The sequence below is a fragment of the Methanotorris igneus Kol 5 genome (assembly GCF_000214415.1).
GTDB classification, from domain to species: Archaea; AGJL01; Methanococci; order Methanococcales; family Methanococcaceae; genus Methanotorris; species Methanotorris igneus.
Map to the genome: position 1 here is coordinate 19,591 of NC_015562.1, position 18,273 is coordinate 37,863.

The 18,273-nt window shown below is 31.4% G+C and carries 16 protein-coding genes; 7 read left to right on the top strand and 9 right to left on the bottom strand.

Annotated features, from left to right (window positions below; all coding sequences use genetic code 11):
- Positions 1-105 precede the first annotated feature (105 nt).
- The 6 genes from METIG_RS00090 to METIG_RS00115 form a co-directional block, all read right to left on the bottom strand.
- Positions 106-1,281 (bottom strand): NAD(P)/FAD-dependent oxidoreductase, encoded by a 1,176-nt coding sequence (locus METIG_RS00090; RefSeq protein WP_013798190.1) that lies wholly within the window; start codon positions 1,279-1,281, stop codon positions 106-108.
- A 325-nt stretch (positions 1,282-1,606) separates the two neighbouring features.
- On the bottom strand, positions 1,607-1,774 hold the full coding sequence (locus METIG_RS00095; protein ID WP_013798191.1) for a 4Fe-4S binding protein: 168 nt from the start codon (positions 1,772-1,774) through the stop codon (positions 1,607-1,609).
- A 183-nt stretch (positions 1,775-1,957) separates the two neighbouring features.
- Positions 1,958-2,803 (bottom strand): phosphate signaling complex PhoU family protein, encoded by an 846-nt coding sequence (locus tag METIG_RS00100; RefSeq protein WP_013798192.1) that lies wholly within the window; start codon positions 2,801-2,803, stop codon positions 1,958-1,960.
- Between the two features lie 9 nt (positions 2,804-2,812).
- Positions 2,813-3,553 carry an ABC transporter permease gene (locus METIG_RS00105; RefSeq protein WP_013798193.1) on the bottom strand — a complete coding sequence of 247 codons (741 nt, stop codon included), beginning with the start codon at positions 3,551-3,553 and terminating at the stop codon, positions 2,813-2,815.
- Between the two features lie 134 nt (positions 3,554-3,687).
- Entirely contained in the window at positions 3,688-4,554 is an 867-nt protein-coding gene (cofF, locus tag METIG_RS00110; protein WP_013798194.1) for a coenzyme gamma-F420-2:alpha-L-glutamate ligase, read from the bottom strand.
- A 363-nt stretch (positions 4,555-4,917) separates the two neighbouring features.
- Positions 4,918-6,033 carry a site-2 protease family protein gene (locus METIG_RS00115; protein WP_013798195.1) on the bottom strand — a complete coding sequence of 372 codons (1,116 nt, stop codon included), beginning with the start codon at positions 6,031-6,033 and terminating at the stop codon, positions 4,918-4,920.
- A 568-nt stretch (positions 6,034-6,601) separates the two neighbouring features.
- On the opposite strand from METIG_RS00115, the gene METIG_RS00120 reads away from it, so the two are divergent.
- From METIG_RS00120 to METIG_RS00130, 3 genes are all read left to right on the top strand, one after another.
- Entirely contained in the window at positions 6,602-8,470 is a 1,869-nt protein-coding gene (locus tag METIG_RS00120; protein WP_013798196.1) for a threonine--tRNA ligase, read from the top strand.
- A gap of 202 nt (positions 8,471-8,672) precedes the next feature.
- Entirely contained in the window at positions 8,673-9,170 is a 498-nt protein-coding gene (locus METIG_RS00125) for a hypothetical protein (protein ID WP_048055455.1), read from the top strand.
- Between the two features lie 253 nt (positions 9,171-9,423).
- Complete coding sequence (locus METIG_RS00130) at positions 9,424-9,663, top strand: hypothetical protein (protein ID WP_013798197.1); 240 nt, start codon at positions 9,424-9,426, stop codon at positions 9,661-9,663.
- 349 nt (positions 9,664-10,012) lie between these two features.
- On the opposite strand, the gene METIG_RS00135 is transcribed toward METIG_RS00130, so the two are convergent.
- The 3 genes from METIG_RS00135 to METIG_RS00145 all read right to left on the bottom strand — a co-directional run bounded on the left by METIG_RS00135 (position 10,013) and on the right by METIG_RS00145 (position 13,780).
- Positions 10,013-11,989 (bottom strand): ATP-dependent DNA helicase, encoded by a 1,977-nt coding sequence (locus METIG_RS00135; RefSeq protein ID WP_013798198.1) that lies wholly within the window; start codon positions 11,987-11,989, stop codon positions 10,013-10,015.
- A 98-nt stretch (positions 11,990-12,087) separates the two neighbouring features.
- Complete coding sequence (locus METIG_RS00140; RefSeq protein WP_013798199.1) at positions 12,088-12,924, bottom strand: YkgJ family cysteine cluster protein; 837 nt, start codon at positions 12,922-12,924, stop codon at positions 12,088-12,090.
- Between the two features lie 253 nt (positions 12,925-13,177).
- The gene (locus METIG_RS00145; RefSeq protein WP_013798200.1) at positions 13,178-13,780 is read right to left on the bottom strand and encodes a class I SAM-dependent methyltransferase; all 603 of its coding nucleotides are present in this window, start codon (positions 13,778-13,780) and stop codon (positions 13,178-13,180) included.
- Between the two features lie 237 nt (positions 13,781-14,017).
- Here METIG_RS00145 and METIG_RS00150 point away from each other — a divergent pair, with 237 nt between their 5' ends.
- The 4 genes from METIG_RS00150 to METIG_RS00165 all read left to right on the top strand — a co-directional run bounded on the left by METIG_RS00150 (position 14,018) and on the right by METIG_RS00165 (position 18,039).
- Positions 14,018-15,592, top strand: coding sequence for a dihydropteroate synthase-like protein (locus METIG_RS00150; RefSeq protein ID WP_013798201.1), 1,575 nt, complete (start codon positions 14,018-14,020; stop codon positions 15,590-15,592).
- Between the two features lie 389 nt (positions 15,593-15,981).
- Entirely contained in the window at positions 15,982-16,923 is a 942-nt protein-coding gene (locus METIG_RS00155; protein WP_013798202.1) for a malate dehydrogenase, read from the top strand.
- A gap of 208 nt (positions 16,924-17,131) precedes the next feature.
- The gene (locus tag METIG_RS00160; protein ID WP_007044378.1) at positions 17,132-17,332 is read left to right on the top strand and encodes a histone family protein; all 201 of its coding nucleotides are present in this window, start codon (positions 17,132-17,134) and stop codon (positions 17,330-17,332) included.
- Between the two features lie 200 nt (positions 17,333-17,532).
- Complete coding sequence (locus tag METIG_RS00165; RefSeq protein ID WP_013798203.1) at positions 17,533-18,039, top strand: hypothetical protein; 507 nt, start codon at positions 17,533-17,535, stop codon at positions 18,037-18,039.
- Positions 18,040-18,273 lie beyond the last annotated feature (234 nt).

Genomic DNA, 18,273 nt, shown 5'->3' on the forward strand with positions numbered 1-18,273 from the left:
TTATCCTATTTGGATACAACTTTTTAAGTTGCTTGTTGATAAAAAGGTGAAAGGTAAAGATTTATTGAAATAGATAAAAATAAAATATTTTTTATTTATTTTGTTTTAAATCAAATCCTTGAAGTATTTTATAAGGGAGGGTTTTTTTGTTAAAATCCTCTTAACAAATTTCTTCAAATCAATGTCATCCAAATTATCACCTAACGCCTCTGCAAGTGCATTTAACTCATCGTCGCTCATTTTTTCCAAAATCTTCCTATATTTTAAGTGACTCATTAAGCATTCATAATGTTTCTCTTTCCATCTTCTCTCATATTCGGAAAGAACTTTTTCACTCCAATCGTTATTTTTAATTGCCTTTCCTGCAACTTCTCCAGCAATTAAACCGCAGTCCATTGCTAAATAAATGCCCCCACCAGTTAAAGGGCTTATCTGCCCAGCAGCGTCACCAACAACCAAAATTCCATCATCGTAAGTTTTTTCAATTGGACCCCCAACAGGAGCTCCCCCAACTTTAAACTCTACTGGAGTTGCATTTTTTAACCTATCTTTTGCTAAACCATTCTCTAAAAATTCATTTAAATAATCAATTGCTTTCTTTTTTGACCCTCTAACTCCTAAACCTACATTAGCAGTATCCCCTTTTGGAAAAATCCAAAGATACCCTCCTGGGGCTATGTCATTTCCAAAATAGAATTCCATCATGTTCTTGTCTAATAATTCAACATTGGTCATCTCATATTCAGCACATGAACATATATCCAATGGATTTTTCTTTGCTTTTAAACCAGCATATTCTGCCACATTGCTCTCTACTCCATCCGCAGCAATAACAATTTTAGTTTTAACCGCATATTCTTCATCTAAATGTTTAACAATAACGTTCCATCCATCTCCTTCTTCTTCTAAACCAACAACTCTGCTTTTTATGGCTATTTTTGCACCCTTTTTTGCTGCTCTAATTGCCAAAAACTTATCAAATATCTTTCTTTCAACAACATAACCTGTTGCTTTTCCCTGTGTTACAGTTACTCTCTTTCCATTTGGTGCAAATAGAAACCCACCTTTTATCTCATTCCTAACAAATTCGGGACTTGGCTTTATTCCAAAATCATCTAAACTTGGAATTGCCTCAGCACATCTAACTGGCTCCCCGATTTCTTGGGACTTTTCAATTAAAAGTGTTTTTGCCCCATTCTTTGCTGAAGCATAAGCACTCATACTCCCTCCAGGCCCTGCTCCCACAACCACAACATCATAACTATCCATTAATTCCCTCATGAGTATACCTCCAAAATGATGAATAGTTCATTTTTAGAATTTTAAGAGATTAAATTTCAAATTAATAATCAAAAACTATTTAGATATTTGTTTCTTTCCTCACTTTAGTTTAGAGGTATAGATTATAGTTGTGTGCGCTAAGAGTTTAGGTGAAAACTCCTGCGGAGTTTTCGCTGCTCGAAGCTTCGCTTCGATGAACATAACTTCAATAAAATTTATGGGGTATTAAACACTTAATTTTAAAATTTAAAAGGGAATAATAACTACTTAAAAAATTAATGGCAAAACCGAAGGTTTTGCCGTATATATTCCGCACACAACTATATTATCCATCTACTAATGCATTTAACGGACATACAATCATGCATAACTTGCAATTTGTGCATTTTTCATTATTTATGATTATTAAGTTCTCAACCAACTCTATTGCCATTTTGTCACAAACTCCAACACATGCTCCACAATAACCACATCTCTCATAGTTCACTTTCATGCTCTCCCTCAAATATTGATATAGTTATAGTTGTCTGCGAATTTTTTATAATTAAGTGTTCCTAACAAATTTTATAATAATATGGGGATTTTTTCTAAATTTCAATGATCGGGAAATTTTAACTAAACTTTAAGTGTCTATCACACTATACACAAACAACTATATGATTTACCATTCCTATTTTTAAAGGTTCTTTTTTAATCCTTCTGGTAACACACTTCTTGGAATTCCATGGTAAAGCTCCCTTGCAATTTCAACAATATTTACGCATCTATCCCCGAACCTCTCCACATCTTTAAGAAACATTCCAAATTGTATGTAGTAGTTAATATTTTCCCCTTTTTCTTTTGAAACCTTTTCCATAATTTTTTCGAGTTTTTCGTGTAATTTGTCCTCTAATTCAAAAATCTTTGAATCTCTTTTCTTTGTTTTTAAAATATCCATTGCCTCCACGAACATTTCTCTTATTATTAAGTATATTTCATCAATCTCCCTTTGAAGTTCTTTATTTTTAATTTTTAACCCGTTAACGACTTCCTCAGAGATGTTTGATATATAGTCACCACACCTCTCAATATTTGACGCAATTGAAGATAGGTTCATTGCGTAAGTTGTTGGAAGATACCTCAACGCATCCATTTTTATCATTATATTTACTTCTTCCTCCATTCTGTTCAATGTGTAATCCTGAATTATAATGTTCTTTGCTGTCTCTATGTCGTTATTTTTTAATGCCATGAATGCTTTATCCAAATTTAAAAGGACGTTGTTTCCCATTCTTTCGAAGGTATTCAAAATTTCCTTTAAGATTATGTCAGTGTCAAATTTTATATTCAACTTAGATAGCTTTTCTAAATCCACTACATAGGGATGTCTTACAACACCCTCATCAATTAGGGGTTTTAGAAGCTTTGCCACATATCTCCTACTAACACCTAAGATATTTGCTATCTCGTCTTGTGTTTCTGGTTTATCCTCCATAATAACCTTCAATATTGCTGCCAATGTAGCATCCTTTCCCCTAAGCATGACTTCCACCTATACATATTTCATGAATTTTTTGTATATTAAATAGCATGTAATTAATGTGGACAATAATGTCCCTGATAAAATCATCCACATAATAACAATCTGAATCTCTGCAGCACGTATCGGATCTGCTCCACTCAAAAGCATCCCTACCATTGCTCCCGGAATAAAAATAAGACCCACTGTTTTAGTTCTATTCATTTGAGGGATTAACGCAGCTTTTATAGCATTTCTTATAAATGGTTTCATCGCCTGATAATCATTTGCTCCCAATGCCAAATAACCCCATAAAATATCTTTATTTGACTTTAAGTCATTTAAAAGCCTCTCTAAACATAAAGTGATTGAATTCATTGAATTGCCTATAACCATACCAACAAGAGGGATTATGTATTGTGGTTTCAACTCAACAATCCCAGAATAAATCAAAATTAGAAGTGATATTGTTGATGTAAAAAGTAGTGAAAAACATGAGGATAAAAAAATAATACTTCTTTCATTTATATTAATTTCATTTTTAATCATATATGACGCTATTAATATCATCACAAAAATCATTAAAAACGTGAAAAATAACCCAAGATTAAAAATAATATTAATAATAAAACCTAAAATCAAAAGTTGTATTAACGCAGATATGCAAACAATTAAAATTTTCTTTTCCAGTCCAAGTTCTTCTTTATATGCAATAATAATGGACATAATTACAAATATAAAAGCAGGGACTATAGTTGATAGAAAAGATATCATTCATGCCACCTCAAAGGTATCGTTCATGCCGTTTTTTATAGGGTGCATTTGTGATTACTGGTGACCAACCATGTATTAGAAAACTATATATGCATAATTACTAACACTCACATCGGGAAGACCCCACCTCAAAGTTATCTCCTTGCGTATTTTATTAAGCATTTTGCTATTTTTTCATCTGCATTTATTCCAATCTGCCTAAATCCTTTTGTTCCTGGTGCGGAATTAACTTCAATAACATAGTACTCCCCATTTTTTGGTAGAATATCTACCCCCATTATATAACCATTCATAACTTCAGCACATTTTAAGGCAATCTCTTCAATCTCTTCATTTAATTGCAGTTTCTCAACACATCCTTGACTTAAATGAAGATTTGTCCTAAAATCTTTGCTAACTCTCCTATACCCCCCAACAACTTCACCATCAACAACCAAAACCCTAATATCCTTATAAACCCCACTTTCCTTAAAATCGATGAACTCTTGAATAAGCTTGCTTTCCCATATAGCATTTTTTGTAAGTTTTTTTAATTCTTCATGGTTTTTTGCCAAATATGTTTTTAACCCACATTTAGAAAAGGAATTTTTTAAAACTACTGGGAAATCGATGTTATTTTTTTCCATAAACTTCACGGCATCGTCATAATCCCTTATAAGTGCTGTCTTTGGGATTGGAATTTTGTTCTTTTCCAAGATTTTTATAGTTTTAAATTTATCTGAAGAGGCATAAACAGTTTTTAGAGGATTTATAAAAAGATGTCCCTCTGCTTCCAATGCATTTAAAAATTGCCAAGAGTACAGGGTTAGTTTATCCAAATAATCCCCAATTCCACACCTCGTATGTATTAAATCACTCTCCAAATTAAATCCACTATCCAACAAAAAATTATCATCAGATAGGAGAAATACTTCACATTTTTCCCCGAGTTTTTCTATGGCATTTTTCAATGCTCTAATTGTTGAACCGCCCTCTGCACTAATTATGGTTATCTTCACCATAATTATCACAATTAACTTAATAATTAATTAGACATTACCAAGCGTTAGTGAAGTATAGCTGGTGCGTTAAAATGACTATATCTTCAATAAATTAAGTTTGAGTGGTTTCCAATTAGGATTATGGATATTTATCAAATATCTTAAAAATTAAATTTTATTTAAATGATTATTAAAAAATTCGCACAATAACTATAATGCATCCCGTTTTGGATGCATCGGAGCGAAGCGAAGAGTAATGTCCACGGCAAAAATTAACGGCAAAACTTAAGGTTTTGTCATATTATGGTTGCAAGGAAGTTGAATAACCATAGATTATTCAACTAAAGCCACAGGTTTTCATCCGAACCTTTTTTAAAGTTGCTTTTATATGAATGAATAAATCATAGATCCAAATATTATCCACCAAATTAATATGCTTATGGTGTTTAAATTTTTCTCATTTAATATCATCTCCAATACATTTGATATATGCTCTACCAATGTCTCTAATGACTTAATTTTCAACTTCAAATCCCTAATAACTCTCGGGAATGCCGCCCATACGTAATAACCATCCAATGGTAGTGCTGGGAGTAAGTTGAAAAACCCAAGCAATAGATTCATCCAATATGTCCAATAACAGCAATTTAATACAAATGCCAGGTTCTTTGAAGGTTCAACAACAATGCCTATTTTTCCTTCATTGGAAGTTATTAGATTGAATGTTTTTAGTTCATTTCCTCTTAATACGGTTATAGTTATTTCTTCATTTGGCTTTAAGTTTTTAGCCATGTTGTAAAAATCTTTTAATGAGTTTATTTTTTCTCCATTTATTGAATAGAGTACATCTCCTTCCTTTAAAACACCCATTGCTGGTGAGGCATAGGTTTTTGTTATGGTTAGTTCCGTAGGAATGGCATAGAGTTGGGGTGTTATTAAAACCACAGCCAAAAATACAATAATATTTGCCATTGGTCCTGCTGAGGCAATAGCCCCTCTTATTTTTTTATCTGCATTTTTAAATTCTTCTCCAAGTTCTACAAACGCTCCAAGAGGAATTCCAAGGAGCAACAATAACCCAGTACTTTTTATTTGCTGCCTAAATGCGTATGCAACAATTCCATGCGCCAATTCATGCACAGTTACCCCAACAATCAATCCCACAATTCCAGGTATCCATGGGATTACACTACCAAATAAAAATATTATGGGTTTTGAGGCCTCTTTTGGCAATTCTCCACTCAGCAGTTTTATGGTCGAGTCTATCAGAGAGGAAAATGTAAAAAATCCAATAATCACACAAATCGGGATTGATAATATTGCTAATTTTTTCCAAAATTCATAATTTCCAAGTTTTTCTATGGTTCTCATACCGACTTTTGTCCTTAATATGCCAAATACTCCGAAATATGTTTTTAAATTTATGCTATCTCTAATTGCATAAAGAAAAATCCAAATTAGCAGTGCTATAACTAAAATTATTCTTGATGTGATTTCCATTTATTTCACCATGTTCATTATAATAACTAAAAGTATGCAATCAAAATTTTTATTAATAATATTCTAAATAATTAAAGCGGGACGTTGAACAAAATTATAGTCGTTCTGCGAATGGGTATCATAAATCATTATTCAAATTTTAATTTGAGACTCGTTTAACAAAATTTTTATGTTTTAAATTTAAATTTGTAGAGGTCATTTATAGTCGTGTGCGTTAGAAATTGGAAATATGCTATTAATAAATTCTTAAAGATTTGTCCCTTGTTTCAAATTTTAAGGAAGAATAAAGATTATTTAAAAATTCATTAATGCGTAAATACGTTTAAGAAATTTCGCACACGACTATAATTGCAGAACGACTATATAACCCTCATACACCATTTGGATAAAACACTTTTTAAAAGTTTCATTATAAATAATTATGCGATTTTTAATATTTCCACCAAATATACTTCAATAACAATCTTAAATTATAATAAAAATTTTGCAGACAACTATAAATAACACATTAATATAATAACAAAAAACTATAATCCATGTTGTTTTGAAAATTTAAATGAGGGATAGGATGAGGATGCTCCTAATACATTCTGATTACTTAGAGTTTGAGGCAAAACAAAAAACAAAAATTGCAGAAGAAACAGATGTTTTAAAAGGTAAGATGGAGGAGTGTTTAACCGCATTTATTGCAGTTGAGAGAGATGATGAGGAGAATCCAGAAGGAGTTGTAAAAGGGGCGGTTGAGGAAATCGAAAAAGTTGCAGGGCAGTTAAAAGTTAATAATATTGTTGTTTATCCTTATGCCCATTTATCAAGTGACTTGTCGTCCCCAGAAGTTGCTAAGGAAGTGTTAAAAAGCATAGAAGAGGAATTAAAAAACAAAAATTATAATGTTTTGAGAGCACCATTTGGATGGTATAAGGCATTTAAAGTCAGTTGTAAAGGGCATCCATTAAGTGAGTTGTCAAGGAAAATTGTTGCTAAGGAGGAGAAAGAAGAAAAAGAAAAAACACCTTCAAAATTCTATCTCTTAAAACCAGATACAAATGAGATAATAGAGTTAAGTGAGGAAAATGTTGATGTTATTGAAGATGAGGAGTTAAAAGCATTAGCAAAGCATGAATTGGGAATTAAAGAAGAGAACAAGAACAAAGATGAGCCACCACATGTTAAATACATAAGAGAAAAAGAAATCTGCGATTATGAGCCAAGTTCAGATGCAGGACACTTCAGATGGTACCCAAAAGGAAAATTGATTAGAGATTTGTTGGCAGATTATGTTTATAACTTAGTTGTAAACATGGGGGCAATGCCAGTAGAAACACCAGTTATGTATGATTTGGGTAATAAAGCAATTAGGGAACATGCTGACAAATTTGGAGAGAGGCAATACAGATTTAGACAAGGAAATAAGGAGTTAATGTTGAGATTTGCGGCATGCTTTGGGCAATTTATGATGAAAAAGGACATGTATATTTTGCCAAGGCATTTGCCAATAAAATTGTATGAACTCTCAACATACAGTTTCAGATATGAGCAAAGAGGAGAATTGGTTGGTTTAAAAAGGTTGAGAGCCTTTACAATGCCAGATATGCATACTGTTTGCTTAGATATGAAGCAGGCGATGGATGAGTTTGAGAGACAATTTTGGATGTGCTTAAAAACAGGAGATGACTTAAAAACACCATACTCAGTAATATTCAGATTCACAAAGGATTTCTTTGAGGAGAATAAAGACTGGTTCTTTAAGATTGCAAAAGAATACAAGGAAAAATATGGCAAAGATGTTTTATTAGAACTCCTTCCAGGAAGAAAACACTATTGGGTTGGAAAGGTAGATATTGCTGTCATAGATAGCTTAGGAAGACCAATAGAAAACCCAACAGTCCAAATTGATGTTGAAAGTGCAAAGAGGTTTGGTATAGTTGTCCATGATGGTAATGAGGAGAAATACCCAATAATCCTCCACTGCTCTCCAACTGGAAGTATTGAGAGGGTTTTATGCGGACTTTTAGAGAGAGCCTATCTAAACTCAGAAGAAGGGAAACCACCAATGTTGCCTGTTTGGTTGTCTCCAATCCAAGTTAGAGTAATCCCTGTTGCAGAGAGGCACAATGAATATGCATTAAAAGTTGCTGAAAAGTTGAGAGAAAATAACATAAGGGCTGACTTTGACGATAGGGAGGAGAGTGTTGGTAAAAAAATTAGGAATGCTGGAAAGGATTGGGTTCCTTATGTTGTGGTTGTTGGGGATGAGGAAGTTGAAAACAATATGTTAACTGTAACAATTAGAGAAGAATCCTCACTAAAGAAACCTGTAAAAGAGAAGATGACTGTTGATGAGTTAATTGAGAGGATTAAAAAAGAAACAGAAGGGTTCCCATACAGACCACTGCCGTTGCCAATAAGATGCTCAATGCAGCCAAAGTTCCATTAATCAAAAATAGCTTAATAGTTTATTGAAACTTTGACATAATTTTAGCTCATCTATATATTCCGACTGGTAATTAGCTTTGAAAACTTCTCCCACCTACATTTAATATTTCAACACCAGAAAATCCTCATAAGAAGAAATCATTTAAAAAACCCATTAGTTAAAAAATTCATGACGAACCTTAATTATTTTTTGGGGGCATACTATGACAGACAGTAAGAAAAATGGTGAAGTATATTTGCATGAATTGAACATATCTATGAATTTAACTGCAATTATAATATTATTTTTTTTAGTGTCGTATTATTTGGTATTATGTGGTTTAATCAGGGATTTTGAGTTATTGTTTAGGGTTTGTATATACTTATTAAGTATGTTTGCATTAGGAACAGTTATTGGGTATACATATTCTGAAAAAATCATGAATTTAGAAAAGGAGATACTAAAAGAAAATATAACTTCGCCGATACCGTCAGACACTAGTAAATTTCAAAAATTTTATATCTTTTCTATTGTTCCAACTATTATAATTTCATTTATGGCATTATGGGTATTTCATAGCTATGTATCTATCCTTTCAATTAACACAATTCAGATAATTGTACTTGGTTGTGGATACGGGTTAATGTATTTATTTGGAAATTTTTTAGGGTTGGTATTTAAAATTAAATTATTGTTGGCAAAACGTAAATATTATATTTAGTGATGGAAAAACATGTAATAAGATTTTACTATTATCTTCCTTTGATTTTCATCTAATATATAACAGTTTCGGAAGGCATCCTATAGAAATTTCAAATTTAAGTTATATGGCTATAGTGTCAATATATATAATTTTCTAACACATAGTTGGTCACCAGTAATCACAAATGCACCTTATAAAACATAACAGTTTCAAACGGCAGCAGTTATTGTATAAATTACTTTTTCTGATATATTATTTTTAGGGGATTAATATGGAAAAATTGACAGAAAGCCAGATTAATGAGTTAAAATTGTCATTTCTTTTATCTACAGTAGTATGCAGTATTGTAATTAGCATAGATATATTAACCCTTATACATTTAATCCGTAATGTTGAAATATTAAGGGTTATCTTACATTCTTCAGGCATCGGGATTTTAATTGGGTATTTAACATTTAAGATTTTAAAAATGAATCTATTTGATTATAATAAAAATGAGTGTGGTGTATAATTTATACATCTAAATTTATGTCCTAACATCTTTAATCCTTATTAATGGGTAACCATAGAGGTTTTTAGGTTGTAAATGGAGGTATTTATCTATCAAAGTTATAACTATCTTAACGACATCTATGGGCATTCACCATACGATTTTTATCACTTTTTATATCCATTTTTGCCTCATTATATTTAAATTTTTTAATTATGCACCACCTTCTAATACATGATATTAAAAAACTAAGAGGTACCGCTGAGCGCAGCGAGGCGGTGCATCCCATTTGGATGAAACCTTTTTTAAAGGTCTTTTAAAAGTTTCTTTTGGAATAATAATAGCTTATATGTTTGACGGGAAACGGTTTTTAATTACTCCTAAATCTTTCCATAAACTTTGGGATGAATTTAACTGCCTCATTTAAAGTCATTAATTCATAATTATCCTTTAAATAACCCCTCTCTTTCATAACTCTCCCAGCCCAATCCCCAAATCTCTTATCTTGTATAACAACAACGCCATAATCAGTTTCTGTCCTTATCAACCTTCCTATCATTTGAATAACTGTTCTTGCCATTATGTGGAAAGAAGTCATTAAAAAACCCTTCCAACGTGCATCTTTAACCCCTCTTTTCCTAAACTGCTCTTCTATCATTTTTTGCTCTTTTTTTATTAATGGAGTTGGTACTGGAAATGGAAGAGAGTCAATGATAACACTCGTCAATGCTTCTCCTGGAATATCAACACCCTCAGCAAACCTCCCAGTTGCGAGCAGAATTCCCCCATTCTCCTCAAACTTTTCTTTTAATTTCTTTGCCTCCTTTCCGTCCATATTTGGCTCATAACAGTAGATGTTTTTGTTGTTTATGTTTATTTGGTCTATATTGTTTAGGAGATATTCATAAGCACTACTCAAATCTTCAAAGCTTTTAAATAAAACGAGAGTGTTGCTGTTGCACGCTTCTATAATTTTTAGCAAATTTTCATTTGCCTTTTCTCTCTTTTTACTACTTTCCTCCCATTTCATATCTTCTCCATCTTTTAGGGCTATAATTTTCCTCCTATCTTTTGGGAATGGAGAAGTTAATATTAGCGTTTCAGCGTCTCGAACCCCTGTTTTTAATGCATGAATCTTTAAATTTCCCAATGTCGCAGAGCAGTGTATAACCACCGCATTTCCATACAGTCTCCTTAAATAGGATGAGACAACAATAGGCTCGCATAAAATAGATCCATTATTTTTGTAAACAACAAAATTTTCGTTTATACTTTTTAAATTCTCCAAATTATCCAAAAATTCCATTAAATGCATCTCACTTATTCTTTTTTCATTAACAAACTGCAATTCCAATGGAATTAATGCATTGTTATCCACTTTGAACTTTAAATCCTTCTTATCCAACTCGACGTTCTCTTCCAATGTATCAATTTTCTCTTTTATGTTTTTTATTTGATAATAACCATCTAACAAAGTTCCTAAGATTGCAACATCCTCTTTATATCTCCACGATGTAATTCTTCCCAATGTGTGATCAAATATGAGCGAATTTTTGCATTCTTTAATATCCGCATGCCTCTCAACATAATCCTCAACAATTTCCCAAAACTTCTCATCATCTGCCCTCTCCAAATGCTTAATTAATCTATAGGGGGCATAGTGATAAACCATAAACCTAAGCCGATTCAATGCCACATCTGGATTTATGGTTATAGTGGCAGCGTTTCTTATGCTTCCCTCCAATTTATGGGCTTCATCACAAATTATGATGTCTGTTTCCCTCTTTTTGTCAATATCTTCCTTTGCATAATAATAAATGCTATTATTCATAACCACTATATCCGCAAATATGCTCTCAATTTTTGCCCTTTGGTAATCGCAAGTGCAGAATGGACAATAGTATTTTACTCCATCTAACTCCAATGCAATCTTTTTTGTTCCACAATAACAGATAGGCTTTTTGTTTGGTCTATATTTGCATCTTTTGTTTAGTTGACAATACAACCTATTTGCTTTATCATTTTTTGATTTGCAAAAGAAATTCCCCTTTCCCATCATATAAGATACTTTTAAATTGTGTTTTAAAGAATTTAAATCATCTAATATTCTCTCCTGTTGGTCAATGGTCTCTGTTAAAATCATAACCCTTTTTCCCTTTTCTGCAAAATATAATGCAGGGATTAAATAGGATAGTGTCTTTCCCACTCCTGTTGGAGCTTCAACAATCAAATTTTTTCTTTTTGTTATACAATCAAATATTTTCTCCATCATCCTTATTTGTTGTGGCCTTATTTTTGGATATGGAAATTTCTCCTTAACAAACTCCCTAAATTCATAAATATCCATAAACTCACCTTAGTTCATCCTTCAAAAATAAAAGAAAATAAATGAAAATTAAAAAAATTAAATTAAATTTTAAAAAATTCAAAAATAAATTGGGCATTTTATATTGTATAATGAGAATTTGGGTTTAATAACAATTCTTTATCAATAATAGCCTCTCCTTTAAATACATTTTTGTATCTACTAATCCTTTCCCCAATTTCTAAAAGTTTATCTATTTCCTTTTTAAATGGAAACTTTCTAAAATGTTCCCTCTTATTTAACTCCCCCATAAATCTTATTATTTCTTCTTCATTTTCTTTTCTAATATCTTCTTCCAATTTACTCAAATTATCTTTTATCTTATTTATTCTCTCTGAAACATCATAATTTATGAGTTCTTTACACTTTTCAGCAACTTCATTCAAATTTTTGCTTTTGAATATATTTCTTCCGAATTCCTCCCTTTCTTCCCAACTAACCCTCCAATTATCATCAATCTTTGTTTTTGAACTATGTTCCATTGCTTCAAAAATAATATCATCCAATTCATCCAAATAAAGTTCTTCACAATACTCCATCGCCTTTTTTATCATTCTTTTATCACATTTTCCTTTTTTTATTCCTTTGCAGTAGTGCTTTATTATTAGCAACAAATCTCCATTCCACTTTACCATGAAACTAAATGGAAAGATTTTGCACATTAGTGGTTTATATTCGTAACCTTTCTCCAAATGAATCTTACATAAATTGTTGTGCAACAAAACACATCCTTCTCCCCCAACCTTCAACCTTTTCTTAAATTTCCCCCTCTCACAATCTTCTATAGCGTAATTATAATCCTTCAACTTCAAAACATCAAAATAATCCAAGTATATCCTCCAATCTTTACATGAGCAACAGTAAGCGCAATTTATACATTCATATGTTATACCATCAAAGGTTATTTCCCACTCCATTGTCTCACATCAAAATATAGTTGTATGGCAAAACCAGGGTTTTGCCATTAATTTTTAATCAATGAAAGAAATTTACCAACAGTATATTCCAAATTATACGGCAAAACCTAAAGGTTTTGCCAAAAGATATACGGCAAAATCCCTTGGATTTTGCCAAAAGACATACGGCAAAACTTTCAGTTTTGCCAAAAAACCCTTCTAACGCACACGACTATAAACTTTATGGTGTAATGCAATTTTTAAAACTTATTTCTTATTTTTCAGCACGTATAACAACAAAACTTCCAGTATCATTTTTATCTAATTTTACAGGATTGTATATGATATTTTTAAATTCCAATTCTTTTAACCAATTTAAAACTTCATTTAAAGAATAGAATTTTGCATTTTTGTAGAATTTACTTTTTTCTTTTTTAGATTCGTAAAATATCCCCAATGGGCTATTTTTATCAATCATTCCAATAATTACTACTCCATTAGGTTTTAAAATTCTTTTTATCTCATTAAGTCCCTTAATTGGATCATTTAAGAAGCATAATGTTGTAGTCATTAATACATAGTCAAAGGATCCATCATCAAAAGGAATATTTTCAGCAATACCTTCATATACTTCAATTCCCCTTCTTTTTGCAATCTCAGCCATAGATTTTGATGGTTCTAATCCATACTTAATGCCCAAGGGTTTTGCAAATCTTCCAGTACCCACCCCAATTTCTAAACCTTTCTTTTTTTCTTTAGGTTTTGGAATAAATTTTTCAATGGCCTCAAGTTCCAATTTATATATTTCTTCATTCTCATCATACCATTTATCATAGTCCTCTGCATATTTATCGAATGGATTATGATTATTTTTCATATTTTTCACCTAAAAAATATATACTTTATTCAAACTAAAAATTAACAATTATAGTCGTGTGCATAATAGGACAATGGCAAAATCCAAAGGATTTTGCCGTAAAATTTCTACTTAAACAACAATCCTACAAATTTATAGATAGATAGTAAGTAATTTTTAAAGTTATTGTGTATTAATTTTTAAATAATACTCACTCTTAAAATTTAGATACTATTCAAAACCATATATAGGGAAATTATGAAGATCTTAATAATAACTGGAAAAATGGCGGAAAAAAAGGTAAAGGAGTTTGTAAGAAAATACGATTTCATAGATGTCCATGTAGCAGATATTTCAATTGCAGCATTTTTAACACCAAATTTAATTATAAAAGAAATAAAAAAGATAGAGAAGGAAAAAAACATCAAATTAAAAGACGTGTATGATTTTGTTTTGGTTACTGGGTTAATAAGACATGATTTAAAAAAAGTAGAGGAAGAAACAGGAATAAAATGTTTCAAATCTACAAGAGAGGCCTCTGATATTCCAATTTTAATAGAAAACTTAAATAACATAAAATTATCAACAATAGAATATGCTGACAATCAATTAATGGAATTTATAAGGAAAAATGCTGAAAAGGAAATTGAAGAAGTGGAAAAAATGCCTTTAAAACCTCCAAACATAAAAATTGGTAATTTGAAGGTTGGTGATGACTACCCAATGCGAGTTTTAGGGGAAATTGTCCACGCTCCATGGTTGAGTGATAAAGAATTAGAGAAAAAAATCATCTATTATGTTGAAAGCGGAGCAGATATGATTGATTTAGGGATGATCAGTAATGAGAATCATGTAGATGATTTAAAGAGGATCGTAAAAATAGCGAGGGATGTAACCGACAAACCAATAAGCGTTGATACATTAAACACAAAAGAATTAATTGAAGCAATAAAATTGGATGTAGATATGGTTTTAAGTGTTGATGGAGGAAATATTGATGAACTCTTACCTTATTTAAAAGATAGTGACACAGCGGCAGTGGTTTTACCAACAAATTACAGAATAAATTACGTTCCAGAAACCATTGATGATAAAGTTAAATCCTTAGAAAAAAATATTGTGAAGCTTATGGAGCATGATATAAAAGTTGTTGCAGACCCTATTTTGGAGCCAATAAATAACAGTGGTTGTAACTTCACAGAAAGCGTTATTGCATGTAGAGAATTTAAGAAAAAGCATAAAATCCCATTATTCTTTGGAGTGGGAAATGTTTCAGAGTTGTTTGATGTAGATAGCCATGGAGTTAATGCCACACTTGCAGCAATAGGTAGTGAGATAGGAGCAAATATTCTCTTCACTCCCGAGGCAAGTTCAAAGTGCAAATTTTCAATAAAAGAACTAAAAATTGCATCGAAAATGATGTTTTTAGCTAAGAAAAGAAATTCTCTTCCAAAAGATTTAGGTTTTAATTTAATAAATTATAAGGACAAGAGGTTCGAAGAAACTACAACCTTTAAGGATTTAAATGTTCCAGTTATATATGCAAAGGAAGATGAAAAGCAAATTTTGGATGAGGGAAGTTTTAAGATAGAACTTGATAGGGAGAAAAAGGAAATTGTTGCAATTTACTTCAAAAAAAGAGAACCTAAATTAATTATTAGAGGAAAGACCCCAAAAGAGATTTATGAAACTGCAATAAGGCTGAATTTAATAAAAAAGTTAGACCATGCTGCATATTTTGGGAGAGAATTAGCAAAGGCGGAAATTGCACTAAAAATAGGTAAAAAATACAATCAAGATTTTGATGTGTTTTATAATGAATTTTTCAATTGAATATAAAACGCAACCTTAGAAACAAATAGCAAAGAATATATAGGGACTAACGACTATTATATTTAGTATTTTTGAAAATAAAATATGAGAGGTAGATACTTCTTGCATATACAAATCTACAAATGAAGGATTAAACGGACAATACGAAATAACATCATATATGTAGTTAATTAAAAATCTTCAATGAGATTGGAATTATCACTTTAAGATTTTACGCTAAATTGTTACTCTTTAAAAAAATTGTTGGTGGTTAAGTAACTGATATAAATTCAACAAATAACTGTATATTTGCTCTTTTTTGGAATCATTGTTAACATAGCAATTCCCAACTAAACAATTTTTGCATACTTTTACTGTACTATTTTAGAAATACGGTGAGAGGGGATAACATGAAAGTTTCAGTAATTGGGGCGTCTGGAAGAATTGGTTCATCCGTTTCTTTTTTGCTTGCAAAAGAACCTGATATCAAAGACCTTATCATGATTTCAAGAGAAAAATCACTAAACAAACTAAAAGGATTGCAAATGGATATATATGATGCATTGGCAGGGTTAAGAAGTGATGCAAATATTGAAGTGCATAGTGATAAAGATTTGTCTGTTGTTGATGGTAGTGACATTGTTATCATAACCGCAGGTGTCCCAAGAAAAGAAAACATGTCAAGACTGGATTTAGCAAAAATCAATGCTGAAATTGTTGGAAGATATGCAAGAGAGATTGCAAAGATTTGTGATACAAAACTATTCATCATCACAAACCCAGTTGATGTTATGACATATAAGGCATTTATTGAATCAAATTATGATAGAAACATGGTATTTGGGCTTGGAACGCACTTGGATTCTTTAAGATTTAAGGTTGCTATTGCAAAGTTCTTTGGAGTGCATATTGACGATGTTAGAACGAGGATTATTGGAGAGCATGGAGATACAATGGTTCCTCTCTTGAGTGCAACAGGTATTGGTGGAATTCCAATCCAAATGATGCCTAACTTTGAGAAATTCCCATACAAAGAAGTTATTGATGATGTGAAGAATAAAGGTAGTGAGATCATTAAGTTGAATGGAGGTTCTGAGTTTGGTCCCGCCTCTGCAGTAATCAACATTGTAAATTGTATAATTCATGATGAGAAGAGGCTATTAACTCTATCTGCGTATCTCGATGGGGAAATAGATGGCATTAGAGATGTTTGTATTGGTGTGCCAGTTAAAGTTGGAAGAAATGGAATAGAGGAAGTAGTTCCTATAAAATTGGAGAATGATGAATTGGAAGCCTTTAGACATTCAGTTAAGGTTGTAAAAGAATATTGTGAATTAGTTAAGAATATATAATGGCAAAACAAGGTTTTGTCGTATAATAAACCTATTTTTAATATACTAATTTATACTAATTTATTAATAAATTAGGATACAACTTAATTTTAATTAATATTTCCATTCCTATACCAATATTCTGAAACAGACCATGAATTAAACCGAAAAGTTTAAATATTGGAAGAATACCATCTTAAATTGTAAAAATTTGTTGTGAGGTGATTCTATGGCAGAGCTTCCAGTTGCACCAATGGAAAGAATCTTGAAGAAGGCTGGTGCTGAGAGGGTTAGTAGAGCTGCAGCAGTTAAGCTTGCTGAGGCTTTAGAGGATATTGCAATGGACATTGCTAAAGAGGCTGTTGCATTAGCAAAGCACGCAAAAAGAAAAACAGTAAAAGTAGAAGACATCAAATTAGCTTTAAAATAAATTCTTCACCTTTTTTTATTTTTTGCGATTATATGTATTCGCTCATCTTCAAACATCATTACTTATAGCAAACAAGTTTTACCATTAATAATTTTTATATGCACCAGCCCGCAAAGCCACGATAACAGCACACTATTTATATAGGCAATCCCGAATGAACATGAGCGAATTATATATTTTAGGTCGTCATAGGTGGTGATATGAATAAAACTATATTCTTGATCCTTTGCCTTTTTGGGTCTATTGTATGTATATATGGGGAATCTTATTCAGATACTGTAAGTGTTAATTCGGGGTGGACAGCAGATCGAATATCATGGACCCATGAGTTACCGAGTAATTACACAAATATTACTTCTTTAACACTTATAATAGAAGCTTATGATGTGAATTTTAAAAATGTTGTAACAATAAATGATATAACTGTAGGTAATTTAAATAAAACCGGTACTAATCAATGGGGAACAACAACACTAACTCTTGATGCAAATACCTTACAACAAATTTCAAATGCTCATCCATCATCATTGAGAGTAACTGTTACCCCTTATTGTGACTGGATAAAAATAAATACATCAACTCTCACTATGGAGTATGTAGTTGATAATGGGCAGGGGAATTCTTCTGTAAAAGCTCCAATACCATTATTTTCAATAATATTGTCAATAGTATTTATGTCTTCAATAATATATAATAAAATAAAATAAGAGATAAAAATAATAAACGCTCATCTTCAAACATCATTACCCATAGATAACAAGTTTTACCATTGACAATTTTTTATATGCACCAGCCCACAAAGCCACGATAACAGCACACTATTTATATAGGTAATCTTGAATGAACATGAGCATATGTATTAATTTAAATAAATTGTTTTAACAAATAAAATAAATAACAAAATAAGAGTGAAAACTTCTTTTTTACGGTTTTATTTTTTA